Annotated in this window: 17 protein-coding genes; 7 read left to right on the top strand and 10 right to left on the bottom strand. The window is 61.5% G+C overall.

The genetic code is table 11. From position 1 onward, the window contains the following. Nucleotides 1–143: 143 nt before the first annotated feature. Nucleotides 144–2531, top strand: a complete 2388-nt coding sequence (locus AAF563_01670) for an AAA family ATPase (GenBank protein ID MEM7119952.1) — start codon at nt 144–146, stop codon at nt 2529–2531. Next, on the top strand, nt 2531–3040 hold the full coding sequence (locus tag AAF563_01665; protein MEM7119951.1) for a L,D-transpeptidase family protein: 510 nt from the start codon (nt 2531–2533) through the stop codon (nt 3038–3040). Before AAF563_01670 ends, AAF563_01665 begins: the two co-directional genes overlap by 1 nt. Nucleotides 3041–3048: 8 nt before the next feature. On the opposite strand, the gene AAF563_01660 is transcribed toward AAF563_01665, so the two are convergent. The 10 genes from AAF563_01660 to AAF563_01615 form a co-directional block, all read right to left on the bottom strand. Then, nucleotides 3049–3738: a YggS family pyridoxal phosphate-dependent enzyme gene (locus AAF563_01660; GenBank protein MEM7119950.1), complete on the bottom strand. Its 690-nt coding sequence runs from the start codon at nt 3736–3738 to the stop codon at nt 3049–3051. Continuing rightward, entirely contained in the window at nt 3728–4570 is an 843-nt protein-coding gene (locus AAF563_01655; GenBank protein MEM7119949.1) for a sulfotransferase domain-containing protein, read from the bottom strand. Before AAF563_01655 ends, AAF563_01660 begins: the two co-directional genes overlap by 11 nt. Nucleotides 4571–4578: 8 nt before the next feature. Next, nucleotides 4579–5415 (bottom strand): sulfotransferase domain-containing protein, encoded by an 837-nt coding sequence (locus AAF563_01650; GenBank protein MEM7119948.1) that lies wholly within the window; start codon nt 5413–5415, stop codon nt 4579–4581. Nucleotides 5416–5424: 9 nt separating this feature from the next. Beyond that, nucleotides 5425–6258: a sulfotransferase domain-containing protein gene (locus tag AAF563_01645; protein ID MEM7119947.1), complete on the bottom strand. Its 834-nt coding sequence runs from the start codon at nt 6256–6258 to the stop codon at nt 5425–5427. 182 nt (nt 6259–6440) lie between these two features. Further along, nucleotides 6441–7277: a sulfotransferase domain-containing protein gene (locus AAF563_01640; GenBank protein MEM7119946.1), complete on the bottom strand. Its 837-nt coding sequence runs from the start codon at nt 7275–7277 to the stop codon at nt 6441–6443. 8 nt (nt 7278–7285) lie between these two features. Continuing rightward, entirely contained in the window at nt 7286–8125 is an 840-nt protein-coding gene (locus tag AAF563_01635) for a sulfotransferase domain-containing protein (GenBank protein ID MEM7119945.1), read from the bottom strand. A 17-nt stretch (nt 8126–8142) separates the two neighbouring features. Further along, a complete protein-coding gene (locus AAF563_01630; GenBank protein ID MEM7119944.1) occupies nt 8143–8985 on the bottom strand; it encodes a sulfotransferase domain-containing protein in 843 nt (280 codons plus the stop codon). Nucleotides 8986–9002: 17 nt separating this feature from the next. Continuing rightward, nucleotides 9003–9845 (bottom strand): sulfotransferase domain-containing protein, encoded by an 843-nt coding sequence (locus AAF563_01625; protein ID MEM7119943.1) that lies wholly within the window; start codon nt 9843–9845, stop codon nt 9003–9005. A 3-nt stretch (nt 9846–9848) separates the two neighbouring features. Continuing rightward, nucleotides 9849–10685 (bottom strand): sulfotransferase domain-containing protein, encoded by an 837-nt coding sequence (locus AAF563_01620; protein ID MEM7119942.1) that lies wholly within the window; start codon nt 10683–10685, stop codon nt 9849–9851. A 128-nt stretch (nt 10686–10813) separates the two neighbouring features. Then, entirely contained in the window at nt 10814–12025 is a 1212-nt protein-coding gene (locus AAF563_01615) for a porin (protein ID MEM7119941.1), read from the bottom strand. A 332-nt stretch (nt 12026–12357) separates the two neighbouring features. Here AAF563_01615 and AAF563_01610 point away from each other — a divergent pair, with 332 nt between their 5' ends. From AAF563_01610 to AAF563_01590, 5 genes are all read left to right on the top strand, one after another. Further along, a complete protein-coding gene (locus AAF563_01610; GenBank protein MEM7119940.1) occupies nt 12358–12921 on the top strand; it encodes a DUF3576 domain-containing protein in 564 nt (187 codons plus the stop codon). 171 nt (nt 12922–13092) lie between these two features. Next, the gene (gene leuS / locus AAF563_01605; protein MEM7119939.1) at nt 13093–15666 is read left to right on the top strand and encodes a leucine--tRNA ligase; all 2574 of its coding nucleotides are present in this window, start codon (nt 13093–13095) and stop codon (nt 15664–15666) included. After that, the gene (gene lptE / locus AAF563_01600) at nt 15663–16187 is read left to right on the top strand and encodes an LPS assembly lipoprotein LptE (protein MEM7119938.1); all 525 of its coding nucleotides are present in this window, start codon (nt 15663–15665) and stop codon (nt 16185–16187) included. Before leuS ends, lptE begins: the two co-directional genes overlap by 4 nt. A gap of 15 nt (nt 16188–16202) precedes the next feature. Beyond that, nucleotides 16203–17243, top strand: coding sequence for a DNA polymerase III subunit delta (holA, locus tag AAF563_01595; GenBank protein MEM7119937.1), 1041 nt, complete (start codon nt 16203–16205; stop codon nt 17241–17243). Then, on the top strand, nt 17240–17608 hold the full coding sequence (locus tag AAF563_01590; GenBank protein MEM7119936.1) for a VOC family protein: 369 nt from the start codon (nt 17240–17242) through the stop codon (nt 17606–17608). The genes holA and AAF563_01590 overlap by 4 nt, the downstream gene beginning before the upstream one ends.

Here is a 17608-nt window from a genome sequence, read left to right as displayed (position 1 = left end):
GGCCACCCCGAGGATGCTGCCATGGGTGGCCGGGCGGGGGAGCGGGCCGGCGATGCCGTTTGAATGGGAAATGCTCTAGCTTACATACTGTCAGGTCGCCGCATCGTCTTGCCGGCCTCTCGCCACGGAGAAACGCGCCCATCATGACCGCAAAAGCCCTGCGCGCCGACCAGGTCGGCAAACCGTCGTTCGCTGACCGCTTCACCTTGCCCGAAGCCGATGACGACGATATCCGCCTGTTCGATCTGCCGAGTCACAAGCGCGCCCGCGAAGCCCTGGACTTCGCCCTGCCGATCAAGGACATCGGTTACAACATCTTCGTGCTGGGCGAGGACCGTACCGGCCGCATGGATGCAACGCTGACCTATGTGAAGGACCACATCGAAGGCCAGGATCCGTCAGACGACTGGATCTATCTGAACAACTTCCGTCGCCCTCACAAACCGCGCCCGATCCGCCTGCCCGCCGGTAAGGGCCGCCGCTTCCGCGACGACATGAGCGAGCTGGTGCCGGCCATCACCGAGGCGCTTCGCAAGGCATTCACCGGCGATGCCTATGCCGACGAGGTGCGTACCGAGCAGGAACGCACCAAAAAACACTTGGACGAGGCCTATGGCGGGCTGCGTGAACAGGCGCGGGCCGAGGGACTGGATGTGTGGTCCAGCCAACAGGGTCTGTCGCTGGTCGTCTTGGGCGAAGACGGCAAGCCGCGCAGTCAGGAAGAGCTGATGGCGTTGCCGGATGACGAGCGCAAGCGCCTGGAGCAGGCGATCGATCGGCTGAATCCGGCCATGGTAGAGATGCGCGCGACGGCCCGGCGCGCCGAGGTCGACCTGGCGCGCAACATCCGCGAGATAAACCGCCGCATCGCCGATGAGACGACGGGCACGCTGCTGACCGACTTGGAAGAGGAATATGCCGCCCATCCCGGTCTGCGCCGTTGGCTGGTCGAGCTGAGGAACGACATCCTGGACAACCTGCATCTGTTTCAGGTGCACGAAGCGCCGGAAAGCCAGGTCCAGCAGGACCCGATGACGCGCTATGCGGTCAACCTGTTGGTCGACAACGGCGACACCAAACATCCAAACGTCGTGCTGGAAGCCAACCCGACCTATCAGAACATTTTCGGCTCGATCGAGTACCGGCCGGTCAGCGGCACGCTGCAGACCGATTTCACGATGATCCGCGGCGGCGCCCTGCACCGCGCCAATGGCGGCATTCTTGTCCTGCGCGCCGAGGCGATCGCCGCCGAAGCGGCGACGTGGCACTTCTTGAAAGGCGCGCTTCGCGACAACGAGATTCGGATCGAGGAGCTCTATCGTTTCGGCGGCGTGCCTATGACCGGCACACCGCAACCCAAGCCGATACCGTTGGACGTGAAGGTCATCTTGATCGGCGCGCCGATATGGTATCGGCGTTTCCTGACCCTTGATTCGGACTTCCGAACCTTTTTCAAGATCAAGGCCGAGATCGACGGCGAGGTCGAAGCCGATAGCGACAACGTCAACATTCAGACGTTCGCGCGCCTGATCCAAAGGGCGGCCAGAAGAGCCGGGAAGGTCTGCGACGCCGGCGCCATCGATAACCTGATGGGCCACGCCGCGCGCTGGGCGTCCGACCGGGACAAACTCTCGGCACGGTTCGAACTGGTCGAAGACGTCCTGACCGAGGCCTGCCTGTTGTGCGGCAAAGACCAGCCCTTGACCGCCGAGCAGGTCGAAAAGGCGCTCAACGAGCGCCTCAGGCGCAATAGCCGGCCCGAAGACCGCAGCCAGGAGCAGATCGAAAAAGGCTCGGTCATGATCGATACCGACGGCGCCACGCCGGGCCAGGTCAACGGCCTGGTCTATCTGGACGTGGGCGATCACACCTTCGGTCTGCCGTCACGCATAACCGCGCGCGCCTCGGTCGGCTCCTACGGCGTCGTGAACATCGAACGCATGGTCAACATGGGCGGGCCAATCCAGCAGAAGGGCGCGTTGATCGTCGAGGGTTTTTTGTCGGGCCTGTTCGCCCGGCGCTTCCCTCTCTCCTTTTCGTGCTCCATCACGTTCGAGCAGTCCTATGGCGGCGTCGAGGGCGACAGCGCGTCGCTTGCCGAGGTCTGCGCGATCCTGTCGGCGCTCTCGGGCCTGCCGTTGCGCCAGGACATCGCCATGACCGGATCGATCAACCAGGCCGGCGACGTTCAGACGATCGGTGGTGCCATCGAAAAGATCGAAGGTTTCTACAGGATCTGTTCGGAACGTGGCTTGACCGGTAACCAGGGTGCGCTGGTACCGGCGGCCAACGAACGCAACCTGATACTGAAACCGGAGATCGTCGATGCGGTGTCCGAAGGCCGGTTCCATATCTGGAGCGCGACACGGGTGAGCGACGCCATAGAGATTTTGACCGGCCGGCCCGCCGGCGAACCGGATGCCGACGGCAACTACCTGCCAGACAGCGTGTTCGGTCTTGCCATGGCGCAGCTTGAGGCGTTCGACCAAGCGCTGACCGAACGCGGCGCCGTGCGCCTGGCCGGGCGCTGATGGCGACGGGTGACCTGGTTGTCTCGCCGGACGGCCACGCCAAGCTCGGACGGCGCCGATTTCGCTGTGCCGTCGGCCGCGGCGGCGTTCGGCGTTTCAAGCTGGAAGGAGACGGCGCGACACCGGCGGGTGATTTCCCGTTGCGCCGTCTTTACTACCGCCCCGACCGCATCCGCGATCCGCAGACCGGCCTGCCCCGCATCACCCTGACGCCGGCCGACGGCTGGTGCGACGACCCGAGCGACCCCGACTACAACCGTCCGGTCAAACGGCCGTTCTGGAAGGGTCATGAGGTCATGTGGCGCGGCGATCATCTCTACGATCTCGTCGTCGATGTCGGCTACAACGACAACCCGCCAGTCCCAGGACGGGGCAGCGCGATTTTTCTGCATCTGGCGCGCCCCGACTACAGCGCGACGGAAGGCTGCGTCGCCTTTTCGCGCGACGACTTCCTTTGGATCCTGTCGCGGCTGACACCGCAGTCACGCCTGGTGGTCGAACCCCGGTGACCTGACCGTCAGGCGGACGGCAACGGCGGTCGATGGCCGAAGATCGCCGTTCCGACGCGCACATGGGTCGCGCCAAAGGTGACGGCGACCGGATAGTCGCCGCTCATCCCCATCGAGAGCCGGTCAAGTCCGTTGCGCACCGCGATCTCGCGCAGCAGCGCGAAGTGCATGGATGGCTCCTCGTCGAACGGCGGAATGCACATCAGGCCGACCACGTTCAGCCCGGCATCGCGGGCGACGGTGACCAGCCCGTCGGTATCATCGGGCAGCACGCCGGCCTTCTGCGGTTCTTCGCCGGTGTTGACCTGCACAAAGCAGGCGGGATGGCGATCCTGCTTGGTCATCTCCTTGACGAGCGCATGGACCAGCTTTTCGCGGTCGATGGTCTGGATGACATCGAACAGGGCGACGGCGTTCTTGGCCTTGTTGGTCTGCAGCGGGCCTATCAGATGCAGTTCGATATCGGTGAATTGTTGCTTCAGGGCCGGCCACTTTGTCTCCGCCTCCTGCACGCGGTTCTCGCCGAACACACGATGACCGGCTTCGATGACCGGGAGAATGTGATCGGCGTCGTGGGTCTTGCTGACCGCGATCAAGGTTATGTCGCCGCCCTCTCTTCCGGCATCGCGCGCGGCAACCGCGATCGCCGCGTGCACGTCCGCAAGGTTTGCCGCAACGTCTATCTCATCACCCGTCATGTCCGCCGTTTCCATAACCGAACCGTGCCATCTGCGCGCCGTGATCCGCCACAATACGGGCAGACTGTTCATCGGTCAGCACTTGACGCCACGCGCCGGATTGTCCGGCGCGAAAGAACTGGTCCTGGCGATGCGAGCGTTCGATGAAGCCGCTATCCCTTTCCTGGCGGCTGAGCTGGTCAAAGGACGTGTTGGCGAGCGCGTGGCGAAACACCTGATCGTCGGATTTGATGCCGAGAAACTGCATGATGCCCGCAAAGGTCGTCTCGGGGTCGCCAAGCAGGTCCTCGTAGCGAACGGCATGGACACGGTCGTTGCCCGATGCCGTCCACGTCGCGACGTTCTGCGACCAGCTGCCGGGGAACTCCGTAACATGGGTGTCATCGAGCCGGGTGTGGGCATGTTCGGTCGCCATGATCTCGATGATCCGATCAATGGTCACCGCCAGATGATCGGCATAGGAAACGGCGACGTCGCGCGGATCGCGCACCAGATAGACGGCGCCCGCCGTGACGTCGGTCGCGTGGCTTGGCTTGCCACCGACGCGGGTTAGCGCCGAATGGGTCTTGACCAGCATGGTGGCAGCGCCTGATCCGGCAAGCGAGCGCTGCACCGGTGCCCTGAGCGCGGCGATACCCGCATCGCCCAATTCGTCGAGCGGCTGGTCGGCAACCCGTTCGAAATCGGGACGCCATGCATCGCTGCGCGACGACTTCGACAGGGCATTAAGATCAAGCGGTCCGCCCTTGTCGTGCAACACGTTGTGCAGGAAGGCACGCAGCCACGTGTTGCCGGATTTCGGATAGCTGGCAATCCAGACAATGGAACCCATCGCGCAGCCTATGGCCCGTCCGGTAGATAGCCGAAGCGCGCCATCTGCTGGTGATGTGCCTCGACGATCCTCTGCACCTGAGACTCGCTCAACACCTCGCGCCATTCCGCTACGCGGCCCGACCGGAAGAAGTGATCCTGCACCGGCGTGCGTTCGACGAAGCCCGTCTTCGCTTCCATCTTTCTGGCCGTGTCGAACGCCGCGTGCTGTACCGAGCGTTCGATCTTCTCCGGCGTCGTCTGGACACGCATGAAAGCCGCGAGGTCGCTGAAGGCAGAGCCCGCATCGGCGACCATGTCTTCGTAACGCATGACATGGACCATGGGACTCTCTGACGCCGTCCAGCTCGCCACATGCTGTGACCAACTGCCCATGACTTCATAGACATTGGTCGCATTGGTCGGCGTGCGGAACATGTCGGTCGCCATGATGTCGATCATCGCGTCGATATCGATGCCCTGGTGATGAGCGTAGGAAATGACGACGTCGAGCGGATTCCTGACGACATAGACCGCGCCATGGGTCACAGCCATGTTGATCGTCGGCACACCGCCCACTTTGACAAAGGCGCTATGTGTCTTGGCGGGAATGACACCCTCACGCGTCTGACTGATGCGTTCCTGGACTTGAGGCCTTAGACGCGCGATGTCGGCATCCGACCATTCCTGCCACGGCCGTTGATCAAACAGCGCAAATCCCGCGGTACCCGGTTCGGCCAGCGTTACCTCACCGATCCGATTGATGTCGAACGGTGTCGCGCTATCGGCCAGGAGATTGCTGATGAATAGACGCAGCCACGTGTTGCCGGATTTCGGATAGCTGGCGAGCCACAGAATCTTGCCCATAGGACGACCTTACATGCCGTCGGGCACGTAGCCGAAACGCGCCATCTGCACACGGTGCCGTTCGACGAACCGCGCGACCTGGTCATCACTGAGAACGTCACGCCACCCACCGCTGCGGCCTTCACCGAAGAAACGCTCCTGGTTCTTCGTGCGCTCATGAAAGCCGTCCTCGTCTTCAAGACGGCGCAAAACAGCGATTTGCGAGTGTGAGACAGCGCGCGACAGATGCTCCGGCGTCACGTCAAGCGTCAGGTATTGGCATACCTTGCCGAACGTCCCCTCCGTATCCTCGATCATGTCTTCGTAGCGCAGGACATGGACTGCCGGGTTGGGTTGCGTCCAGCTCGCCACGTTCTGCGACCAACCGCCTTGCACGAACTCCGTCAGGTCATCGGTCCGCGGCAGCATGTGGCCGGGCGTCGACATCAAAGTGATGGTCTCGTCGTGATCAAGGCCCGCATGTCGAGCGTAAGAGTCGACGATGTCGAGTGGATTGCGAACGATGTAGATGGCACCGGCGCTGACCGACATGTCGAAAGCCGGCTGACCACACATGGGCATCAGTGCGGCATGTGTTTTGACAAAAATGCTGTCATCACGCAGCCCCGCCAGATGGCGTTGCACCTTGAGCCGCAAATGGGCGATGTCGTCGGTCGACCACGACTTGGGCGGCCGATCGTCAACCTCGCGGAACCAGCGCATTACGGTGTCGCTGGTCGACATACGGCTGACATCATTCAAGCGAGCCGGATCGTCCGATCCGGAAAAGAGGTTCAACAGAAACATCCTGAGCCAGGTGTTGCCGGACTTCGGATAGCTGGCGAGCCAGACGATGTTGCCCACGGGTACCCGGCCGCTCCTAAGACCGAACCAATCCGACGGACACTACGTCAAAGACGCTAGAGAAGTTCCCGTTCTCTCGGACTCTGTGCCGGCCCACTCGCCCACCCGGCCATCCCGAGTATGCTGCCATGGGTGGTCGGGTGGCGGAGTGGACTGGAGATGCCGTTCGAACGGAAAGCACCCTAGAAACCGTCGGGTACATAATTGAACCGCTCCATCTGCTGGCGGTGCGCAGCTACCACCGTGCGTGCCTCGTCATCGGTCAGTTCGTCGCGCCACGACCCGGACTTGCCCGACCGAAAGAAACGACGCTGCGCCATCGTTCGTTCGCGAAAGCCATCCCGTTCCTCCAGTGCGCGAAGAACATTGAAGGACGCGTTCTCGACGGCGCGTTCGATGCGTTCCGGCGTTGCATCCAAGCGAAGAAACCCGACGAGGCCGGAGAACACCTTCAGTGGATCCGCCAGCATGTCTTCATAACCCATGACGTGCAGTGCGGAATTGGCGTGTCCCGTCCAGCTCTCAACGTTCTGCGACCAGCTGCCCCAGGGCTCACCCGCCATCGTCTGCGTTGTTGGCGTCTCGTAGTTGGTGAGGTTCATCATCTCGATCGCCTTGGCCGTCGTCAGGCCTTGATGATCCGCCAGTGAGGAAACGATATCCAGCGGGTTTCGCACGATATAGACCGCGCCGGCGGTGACGGACATGTTGATCGTCGGATGACCGCGCACCTGGAGAACCGACATATGTGTCTTGCAGAACGTCATGTGCTGTTGACGGTCGCTTAGTCGTTTCTGCACAGCCGGCCGCATGGCCGCGACATCGTCGGGTGTCCATTCCTGCCACGGTCGACCGTCGGCTGCCGTGAAGTTCGGCAGTGCCGCTTCGTTGCCAGTCAACGCATCCATCTTATTGATATCAAACGGTGATTTGGGATCTCGGAACAGGTTGTGCAAAAAAGCCCGGACCCACGTGTTGCCCGATTTTGGATAGCTCGCAAGCCATATGATGCCGCCCATCGTCTGATCTAGAAGCCGTCGGGGACGTAACCGAAGCGTTCCATTTGCACCCGGTTCGTCTCGACAATCGCCGCGATTTGATCGTCGGTCAGCGTCTCCCGCCAGCCGCCGGACTTGCCGCTACGGAAGAAGCGCTCCTGATGGGGCGAGCGCTCGACAAAACCGAACTTATCCTCTTGCGCCTTCAACACCTTGAACGACGAATTTTTGATCGCGCGTTCAAGCCGGCCTCGCGGCACATCAAGCTGCAGGAACTTGGTCACCGCACCGAAGGTCTTGACCGGAGACGACTTGAGATCCTCATAGCGGACAGTCGTCAGCATGTGTCCCTGGGTGGCAGTCCAGCTGGCCACATGCTGGCTCCAACTTCCCAGTGACTCCGTCACGTTTGAGCCGCCGACCGGCGTTTCAAAATTCTCCGTCGCCATCATCTTGGTCGCCATGTCGATATCGACGCCCAAAAAGTCGGCAAACGAAATCACGACATCCAAAGGATTGCGGATGATGTAGATGGCGCCGGCCGACACCTGCATGTTTACTGTCGGAAAACCACGAACCGACAACAACGCACAGTGAGTCTTGCAGAACACGGATCCGGGTTGCGACTGGGCAATCATCTCGTGGGCCCGCGGGCGCATGCGCGCGATGTCGTCGTGCGTCCACTCTTCAGGAGGCCGTGAATCAATCAGCCGATACCAGCCCGTCGATGACTCGCCCTGGCTCAGGCTGCCGGTCATCTGATTGATGTTCATCGCCTGTTTGGGATCGCGGAATAGATTGTGGAGGAAGGCACGCATCCAGGTGTTGCCGGATTTCGGATAGCTGGCGAGCCAAACAATGTTTCCCATGGGATTGTCTCCGCCGCCTAAAAGCCGGCCGGCACGTAGTCGAAACGCTGCATCTGTTCACGATGGTCGCTAACCACCTTTGCGATCTGCTCGTCGTCGAGTTCGTCCTTCCAGTGCCCGGCCGTACCCTTGCGGAAGAAGCGATCCTGGGCTGGCGAGCGTTCGGCGAAACCGTGCTTGTCTTCTTGTGCGCGCAAGACCTTGAACGACGAGCTCTTCACGGCCCGCTCGATCCGGTCGCGCGGTGCATTGACGTTCAGGAACTTTGCGACACCAGAGAATGTTTTCACTGGCGCTTTCAACATGTCCTCATAGCGCACGATGAGAAGACGGGGATTTGGCTTGCCGGTCCAGGTTTCGACATTCTGTGTCCAGGAGCCCAGCGGTTCGGAGACGCTTTCGCGATCGTTCGGCAACTCGCAGTTTGTCGTGCCCAGGACTGTGATGGCCCTGTCGACGTCGACGCCTTGAAAGTCAGCGAACGACAGGGCGACATCCAACGGATTGCGCACGATGTAGATGGCACCGACCGTGACGTCCAGGTTCACCGTCGAGTGGCCGCGCAGCTCGAGCAATGCGCAATGCGTCTTGCAGAAGATCGTACCGGGATAGTTATCGGCGATGAGCTGATGGACCTTGGGCCGCATGGCGTCGATGTCGGGGCGGGTCCATTCCTCCGGCGGTCGGGAGTCGAGCATCTTGTACCACTTCATGACGGCCTCGCCGGTCGAGATCAGCCCACCGCCAATCTCGTTTATGTCGAGCGGCTCGCCTGGATTGCGAAACAGGTTGTGCAAGAAAGCGCGCATCCAGGTATTGCCGGACTTGGGATAGCTTGCCAGCCAGATGATATTGCCCACGCCCTACACCCGTTCCGCTAGTAGCCCTGAGGAATGTAATCAAACCGGGCCATCTGCTCACGATGGACCTGGATGATCGATCGAGCTTGGTCGTCGTTCAGTTCATCTCGCCATCCGCCGACCTTGCCGGCACGAAAAAAACGTTTCTGGTTGATGGCGCGTTCGGCGAAACCGTGTTTTTGCTCCATCGTCTTTAACGTGTCGAACGACGAAAACGAGAGGGCGCGCTCCAGTCGGTCAGGTGGTGGATTGAGACCCAGAAACCGGACCAGGCCACCAAACGTTTCGTCGGGCCGTTCCACCAGATCCTCATAGCGCATGATGTGCAAGGCAGGATTGGGGCGCGCGGTCCAGCTTTGGACATGCTCGCTCCAGCTACCAATGAGGTGCGCAACCTGGTCGGGTTGCTCCGGCAGCACGTGGCCGGAATCGTTCATGACGTTGATGATGTGATCGGGGCCCGAGCCGGAGTGCGCGGCATAGGATGCGACGATGTCGAGCGGATTGCGCACGATGTAGATGGCGCCGGCGGTCAGCGCAAAATCGATCACCGCGTAGCCGTGCCACTGCATAAGGGCGCAGTGTGTTTTGACGAATATGTTGTCTGGCGCGTACTTGGCGATTTCTTCCTGGATGCCTGGTCGTAGACTGGCCACCCGTTTCTCGTCCCATGTTGCCGGCGCCTCGCCTGCTGCCTTTTCAAACCAGTAGCGCGCCGTGTCGTGAGGCGACATCGCGCTTATGTCGTCGGGTGAGAACGGTTCTTTTGGGTTCATGAAGAGGTGCAAGAGAAACGCGCGCGTCCAGGTGTTGCCGGACTTCGGATAGGAAGCGAGCCAGATGATCTTGCCTTTCGTCACGCGTCAGTGACCCCGCGGCACATAGCCAAAGCGTTCCATGTCCGCACGATGGCTTTCTACCACACGCGCCACCTGGTCATCAGAGAGCACGTCGCACCATTGGCCTTTCTCTCCGACACGAAAGAAGCGTTCGGCATGCTCACTGCGCTCGACAAAGCCGTCCGTTTCTTCCTGTTTGCGCAAGACCTTGAACGAAGCGTGGCGCACGGCGCGTTCGATGTGCTGACGCGGAACATCAAGACCGAGGAACTTCACAACGCCGGCGAAGGTCCGATGGGTCTCATCAAGCATGTCTTCATAGCGGACCACGTGAAGGCCGGGGTTGGGTCTGCCCGTCCAGCTCTCGACGTGCTGGGACCAACTGCCGATAAAGTCGATCATCAAGGTCTCGGACATCGATGTATGGCTGTTTTGGGTCGCCATCAGATCAATGACGTCATCAACCGGGCGACCGAGGTGATGGCTGAACGAGACCACAACGTCAAGCGGGTTGCGGATGATGTAAATGGCACCGGCCGTCACCGCCACGTTGATCGTCGGATGACCGGCGAACTCGAGCACCGCGCTGTGCGTTTTGATGAATCGCGTGCCATTCGCTTGATCGGCAAGCGCCGCCTGGACCGGCGCTCTGAGGGCGGCGATGTCGCTGGCCGTCATCCCGTCGAGAGGTCGCCCCGCGATCGCCGCGTAGTGCTCCGGCGTGACATCACCGGTCGTCAGGTCATCCAGGCGGTTGATGCCATGGGGGCGCTGGTTCTTGAGCATCACGTTGTGCAGAAAGGCGCGCATCCAGGTGTTGCCGGACTTTGGATAACTGGCAAGCCAGATCAGGTTTCCCATTTTTTGTCGCCGACATGCTCGCTGCAGAAGCGATTACCATTGCTGGCCGGGTCTAGCATAAGAACAACGGACAAAAAAAGGGGCGGCCGAAGCCGCCCCTTCTCGACATGTCCTGAACTGAGGACAGATCAGAAGCTGATCAACAGACCGGCACCACCGAAGTAGGTGTCGTAGTCGCGGTTGACCACACCGTCTTCGAACTGATCGAAGCCGACAGCGCCGGTAACGGCGATGCCCGGACCCAGGTCGTACTGACCCATGAGACGGTAGGCGTCGAACTCGTCGGTTACACCACCAGCGGCAGAAAGTGTGCCGGGAGCGAAGTCGGTTTCTGAATGCAGCCAGTAGATACCAGCGCTCCAGGGACCGTCCGCGTAGTACGACAGACCGAGATCGAAGGTTTCGATGTCGGTACCGGCGACGTTGGCGTTATCGGTTGTGTTCATGTACGAACCACCGAGACCCCAGTTGCCGTAGTAGAGCACAAGACCAGCGTTCCAGGAGTTGGAGTCCGTGGTGCCGATGTTGGCAGGCAAGTTCTGGATGGCCTTGCTGGACACATCCAAATAGCCACCAGCCACGGTCAGACCGACATCGCCGATCTCGCCGTCGTAACGCGCGCCGACCGACCAGGTCTCACCATGCGTACCGGCCGGCGTCGTGGCCGTAGGACCGATCTGGACCGGCAGCGTGTACGTACCGCCAGGCAGCGCTTCCTTGTTGTCCGGGGCATAAGAGGCGCCGAACTGGAAGCCGTTGAACACCGGCGAGAAGTACATCACGCGCGCATCGTCACCCGTCTGATTGGGGAACGTGGCGAACGTAACGCTGGCACCGGCCGCGAAACGCGAACGGGCAAGACCGGTCGTCTGACCAAAGAACTGCGACAGACCGTTCGCCCACACCGTCGGGGTGTTGGCGCCGAACACGTAGTTAATGTACGGAGCAGCCGTCGCCATGATGTAGGACGCCGGGTCATCGTTACCGATGCGGAACTGGCCGAACGAACCTTCGATGTAGGCATAGTTCTCGTCCAGCTGATCGCCCTGGGTCTCACCCTCGATCTCGATGCGAACACCGACTTCAAGGCCGTTATCCAGAACGGTCTTACCGCGAACCTGCAACTCGCCATCAAACTTGATGTCGTGGTCGCCTTTGTTGAAACCGGGCTCGTTCGGAATCGAAACGCCGTTACCTGCCGAATCGTCGTTACTGGCAAGGAACACCGCCCAGTTGTGGTAACCACCGAAGCTCAGCTCGATCGGCTCGGCAGCGGACGCCTGTCCGGCTACCAGGCCAACCGAGACCATCGCGGTGGTCCCAAGCAGCACTTTCTTCATTGCGCAAACCTCCTAAGGGACTAACTCTTCAAAACGCCTTTCCGGAACGGAAAGAAAAATCAGGTTCTGGTTTGACCGGCACCTGACTTTCGCCAGGGCCTCAACGCCGGCCAAGGGACCGCGCCCGATCTACGGTGGCAAAATTACTGGAGCTAAGAAGCAAACCCAAGCCTTTTGGGGTACCGCTTGTGGCTTTTCCAACCCAGTGTGACAAGAATGCCGCAGTAGGTATTGGAAACAACAGGCAATCCCCGCTTGCCGAGGCCCGGCCAATAAGCCAATGTGCGCCATCTTACAAAGGTCACAAACGGGTGTTTTCGTTGCGCGTGACAATGAGAAAAACGACCAATCTCTACCACTTTAGAGTAGTCCTGCTGATGCTGGCCGGCGCCACGCTGGTGGCCTGTGGTCCGTCCGAGGGTGTCGGCGTGGCCGACACCGTGGAGACCCCCCAGGGCCGGTTCGAAAAGGACGTCGACGACCCGACCCGCGAGACCATTTTCGGTCCGGGCGGCCTTAGCGCGGCGCTGTTTGACGATGCCGGCGGTACCAGCGACACCAGCGGCGGCGGCATCGGGGTCAACGCGTTTCTGTGGCGCGCGTCGCTCGACACGTTCGCGTTCCTGCCGCCGTTTTCCGCCGATCCGATTGGCGGCGTGATCATCTACGACTGGTATTCACCGCCGGAAACACCGGGTGAGCGTTTCAAGGTCACGGTCTATATCCTCGACACGCGACTTCGCGCCGACGGCATAAAAGTCGCCGTTTTCCGCCAGGTTCGCGATGTCTATGGCGAGTGGGTCGAGGCCCAGGTCGACCCGTCGATGGAAACTCAGCTGGAAAACGCTGTACTGACGCGCGCCCGCCAGATCAGGATCGCCCAGCTCGGGCAATAGCCTTGCGCCATCGCTTGGTGGCGAACGGGAGCCTTTAGAAACCCCGGCGGTCTGCCTTGGAGCGGATCATGGCTTGACGGAACCGCAAAGCGATTCCATCAAAACAGGATCTGCTCTAGCGTGCGCCACCGGCCGGAACCACGGTTCTCGGCCCGATAGAAAACGAGATACATGGCCCAGCAACGGTACAATTTTCGCGATGCCGAGCCGCGATGGCAGCGCATTTGGGACGAACGCGGCACGTTTCGCCCCGATAACGACGACGATCGGCCGAAAGCCTATGTTCTTGAGATGTTTCCCTATCCGTCGGGCCGCATCCACATGGGCCACGTGCGCAACTACACGATGGGCGATCTGGTGGCGCGCTACCGCCGCGCCCAGGGCTTCAACGTCCTGCATCCCATGGGTTGGGATGCGTTCGGCCTGCCGGCGGAAAACGCCGCCATGGCCAAGGGCGTTCACCCGCGCGACTGGACCTACCAGAACATCGCGACCATGCGCGGCCAGCTCAAAAAGATGGGGCTGTCGCTTGACTGGAGCCGGGAGATCGCGACCTGTCACCCCGAGTACTACCGTCATCAGCAGCATCTGTTTCTGGACATGATGGACGCTGGCCTGGTCGACCGGCGCGAAGCCTGGGTCAACTGGGATCCGGTCGATCAGACGGTGCTGGCGAACGAGCAGGTAATCGAAGGACGCGGTTGGCGTTCCGGTGCCCCAGTCGAAAAACGCCAATTGAATCAATGGGTTTTCAAGATCACATCGTTCGCCGACGAGCTGGCGGACGCGCTGGAGGGGCTCGATCGCTGGCCCGACAAGGTCAAGCTGATGCAACGCAACTGGATCGGCCGATCCGAGGGCTTGCGCATGGCCTTCGCGCTGGTCGGCCGCGACGATCTGCTGGAGGTCTTCACCACCCGCCACGACACGATCTTTGGCGCCAGTTTCATGGCGATTTCGCCGGAGCACCCGCTGGCCGGCGCCCTGGCCCAGGATGATGAGGGTCTCAGCGCCTTCATCGCCGAATGCGGCCGATTGGGCACCAGCGAGGAAGCGATCGAGCGGGCCGAGAAGAAAGGCTACGATACCGGCCTCAGAGCGCGCCATCCATTCGTCCAAGGCGTCGAACTCCCCGTCTACGTCGCCAATTTTGTCCTGATGGAGTACGGCACCGGCGCGATCTTCGGCTGTCCGGCCCATGATCAGCGCGACCTGGACTTCGCGCGCAAGTACGGTTTGAAGGTTATTCCCGTCGTGGTGCCCGCCGATGCCGACGCCGCGACATTCGAGGTCGGTGACGAGGCCTATAAGGGCGACGGGCTGATCGCCAATTCGGCCTTCCTGGACGGGATGAGCGTCGAGGATGCCAAACGAGCGGTCGCCGATCGCATGGAACAGACCAATCGCGGCAAACGAGAAATCAACTATCGGTTGCGTGATTGGGGGGTGTCCCGGCAGCGTTATTGGGGGTGTCCGATCCCCGTCGTGCATTGTCCGGATTGCGGCATCGTGCCCGTGCCAAAGGCCGAACTGCCGGTGCGTCTGCCCGATGATGTCGAGCTCGATAAGCCCGGCAATCTGCTGGAACACCATCCGACTTGGAAACACACGACCTGTCCGCGCTGTGGTGGTGAGGCCGTTCGCGACACCGATACGCTCGACACCTTCGTCGACAGCTCCTGGTACTTCATGCGGTTTTGTTCGCCACGCGACGATACACCGATGGACAGAGCGGCGACGGCCTATTGGATGCCGGTTGACCAGTACATCGGCGGCGTCGAACACGCGGTGTTGCATCTGCTTTATTCGCGCTTCTTCGCCCGCGCGCTCAGGCGTTGCGGCTATGTCGATTTTGACGAGCCGTTCGCCGGCCTGTTCACCCAGGGCATGGTCGGCCACGAAATTTATCAGGCCGAAGACGGCACCTATCTGGAGCCGGCCGAGATCGTGAAGAGCGCCGACGGCACGGCCAAGGTCGCCGCCACCGGCGCGCCGGTCACCATCGGCCGTTCGGAAAAGATGTCGAAGTCGAAGAAGAACGTCATCGATCCCGACGACATCATCGCCGAATACGGTGCCGACACGGCGCGCTGGTTCATGCTGTCCGATTCGCCGCCCGCCCGCGATCTCGAGTGGACATCGGAAGGCGTCGCCGGCGCCTATCGATTTGTGCAGCGCATCGCACGTCTGGTGTTATTGGCCGCGCCCGACTTGCCGGACCCGACCACGGCACGTCCGGAAACCATGAGCGATGCGGCGACGGCACTAAGGCAGGCGACCCACGGCGCGATCGATGGCATCACGACGGATATCGAGGCGTTTCACTTCAACCGAGCGGTCGCGCGCATTCACGAGCTGACGAACGCGATTGCCGACTTCAAGGCGACCGACGACGCCGACATGTGGGCGCTGCGCGAGGCCTTGGACGTCATGATCACGTTGGTCGGCCCGATGATGCCGCATCTGGGCGAGGAGATGTGGCAGGCGTTGGGCCATGACACGCTGTTGGCGGATGCGCCGTGGCCGGTCGCGGATCCGTCGCTTTTGATCCGCGACAGTGTCACCATTCCGGTTCAGGTGAACGGCAAGCTGCGCGCCAAGGTGACCATGCCGCGCGGTGTCGCCAACGATGACATGGAGGCCGCCGCCCTGGCCGACGACAACGTTCAGCGGGCGATCGACGGCAAGGCCGTGCGCAAGGTCATCGTCGTGCCCGACAAGATCGTCAACATCGTCGTCGCATGAAGACGGCATTCGACCGACGCGGACTTGTCACCGGGGTATTGGGTACCGTCGGACTGGTCGTGACCGGCTGCGGCTTTAAGCCGCTCTACGGTACACCGGAGAATGGCGCGGGTGCGTCGCTTGAGATGGCATCCGTGCGGGTCGATCCCATCCCGGACCGGATTGGGCAGATCTTGCGCAACGAACTGACCGACCGCTTGACCGCGGGCGTCGGTCCGCAGCCGACGCGTTACAGACTGTTCGTCGAGATTGAGGAGTCGACGGCACCGCTGCAGATCCAAACGACGGATACCATCACCCGCTACAACTTTACTCTTTCGGCGAGTTTTCAATTGCTCGACAGCACGACCGGGAATGTCGTCTATGACGACAGTGCGCGCGCGGTCGGCAGTTATGACGTTGTAGAATCCGAGTTCGCGACGCTCGTCGCCGAACAGGAGACTGGCCGCGAAGCTGCGCGCGATCTCTCCTCCTCAATCGCCGCATTGCTGGCGCTCTATTTCTCTCGTGACACAGGTTAGGGATTTGGGCGAACCGTGAAGATCTCGGCGCGCCAGGCGGACGGCTTCGTCAAGAGTCCCGACCCAAAGGTACGCGCGGTTCTGGTCTTCGGTCCCGATAGCGGTCTGGCGCGTGAGCGTGCCGAGACACTGGCGCGCGGTGTGGTCGACGATCTCTCCGATCCCTTCCGGGTGGCCGAGCTCGACCCTGCCGCGGTCGCCAAGGATGCTGCCATGCTGAATGACGAGGCCGCGGCGATCGCCTTGACCGGCGGGCGGCGCGTCATTCGTTTGAAGGACGCCGGCGACCGTCTGGCCGGTGTGATGAAGACGTTTCTGGCCGACCCGCCGGGTGATGCGCTGGTCATCGTCGAGGGTGGCGACCTGAGCGCGTCATCTAAACTTCGCAAGGTGTTCGAGGCCGCCGGTCTGGGCGCCGCCCTGCCCTGCTACCGCGACGAAGGCCGGGATCTCGAGCGGTTTGTGGGCGCCGCTCTGGCTGATCAGGGCCTGCGGGCGTCGTCAGACGCGGTCGGCTTACTGGCGGAGCTCTTGGGTGGCGACCGCCTTTTGACGCGTTCGGAAATCGCCAAGCTCGCCGTTTACATGGGCGACGATAAGGACGTCCGCGTCGAGGATGTGCTCGCGGTGGTCGCTGACAGTTCCTATCTGACTTTTGAAACCATAGCGCGAGCCGTCATGGCCGGCGATACGATGGCTTTGGGCCGGGGTCTCGATCGTGCATTCGCAGAGCGCGAGAGCCCGGTCGCCGTTCTCGGCGCGGTTCGTCGTGAGATGCAACGCTTGGCGCTGTTTGTTGCGCTTGTGTCTGAGAACGGCTCGCCCGATGCCGCCTTGAAGGCGATGCGCCTGGATCCCCGTCGTCACTTCCGCATTGTCGAACCGCTACGTGGCGCAGCCAGGCGTTGGCGCCCCGACGATGTGGCGATGGCGTTAACGTGGCTTGCCGAAGCGGATCTTCATTGCAAGTCGACCGGATTTCCCGATGTCACGATCTGCCGGGAGGTCCTGATGCGCATGACCAGCGGCCTGAAAGAGACGCACGTCTTCGCATGACGATGCTGGGCATCGATCACGTGCAGATCGCCATGCCCCCGGGCTGCGAGACGCAAGCGCGCGATTTCTATGGCCGGATCCTTGGTTTCGATGAGATCGCCAAACCGGCTGCGCTCGCCAAGCGGGGCGGTGTTTGGTTTGTCGTCGGTCCGGTTGGGGTTCATCTCGGTGTCGATGACGAATTCAAGGCGGGCGCAAAGGCCCATGTCGCCTTCCTGATCAAGGGCCTTGGCGCGTTTCTGGCACGGCTCGAAGCGGCGGAAGTCGCAACAGAGCGCGGGGTCGACCACTTGGGTCGAGCCAGGGCTTACGCGAGGGACCCGTTCGGCAATCGGCTGGAGTTTATCGAAGCGATGTCTGACTGA

This window comes from Pseudomonadota bacterium (genome assembly GCA_039028155.1).
Lineage (GTDB): Bacteria > Pseudomonadota > Alphaproteobacteria > SP197 > SP197 > JANQGO01.
The sequence above is the reverse complement of the archived record's forward strand: the minus strand, read 5'-3'. Positions and strand labels throughout refer to the sequence as shown.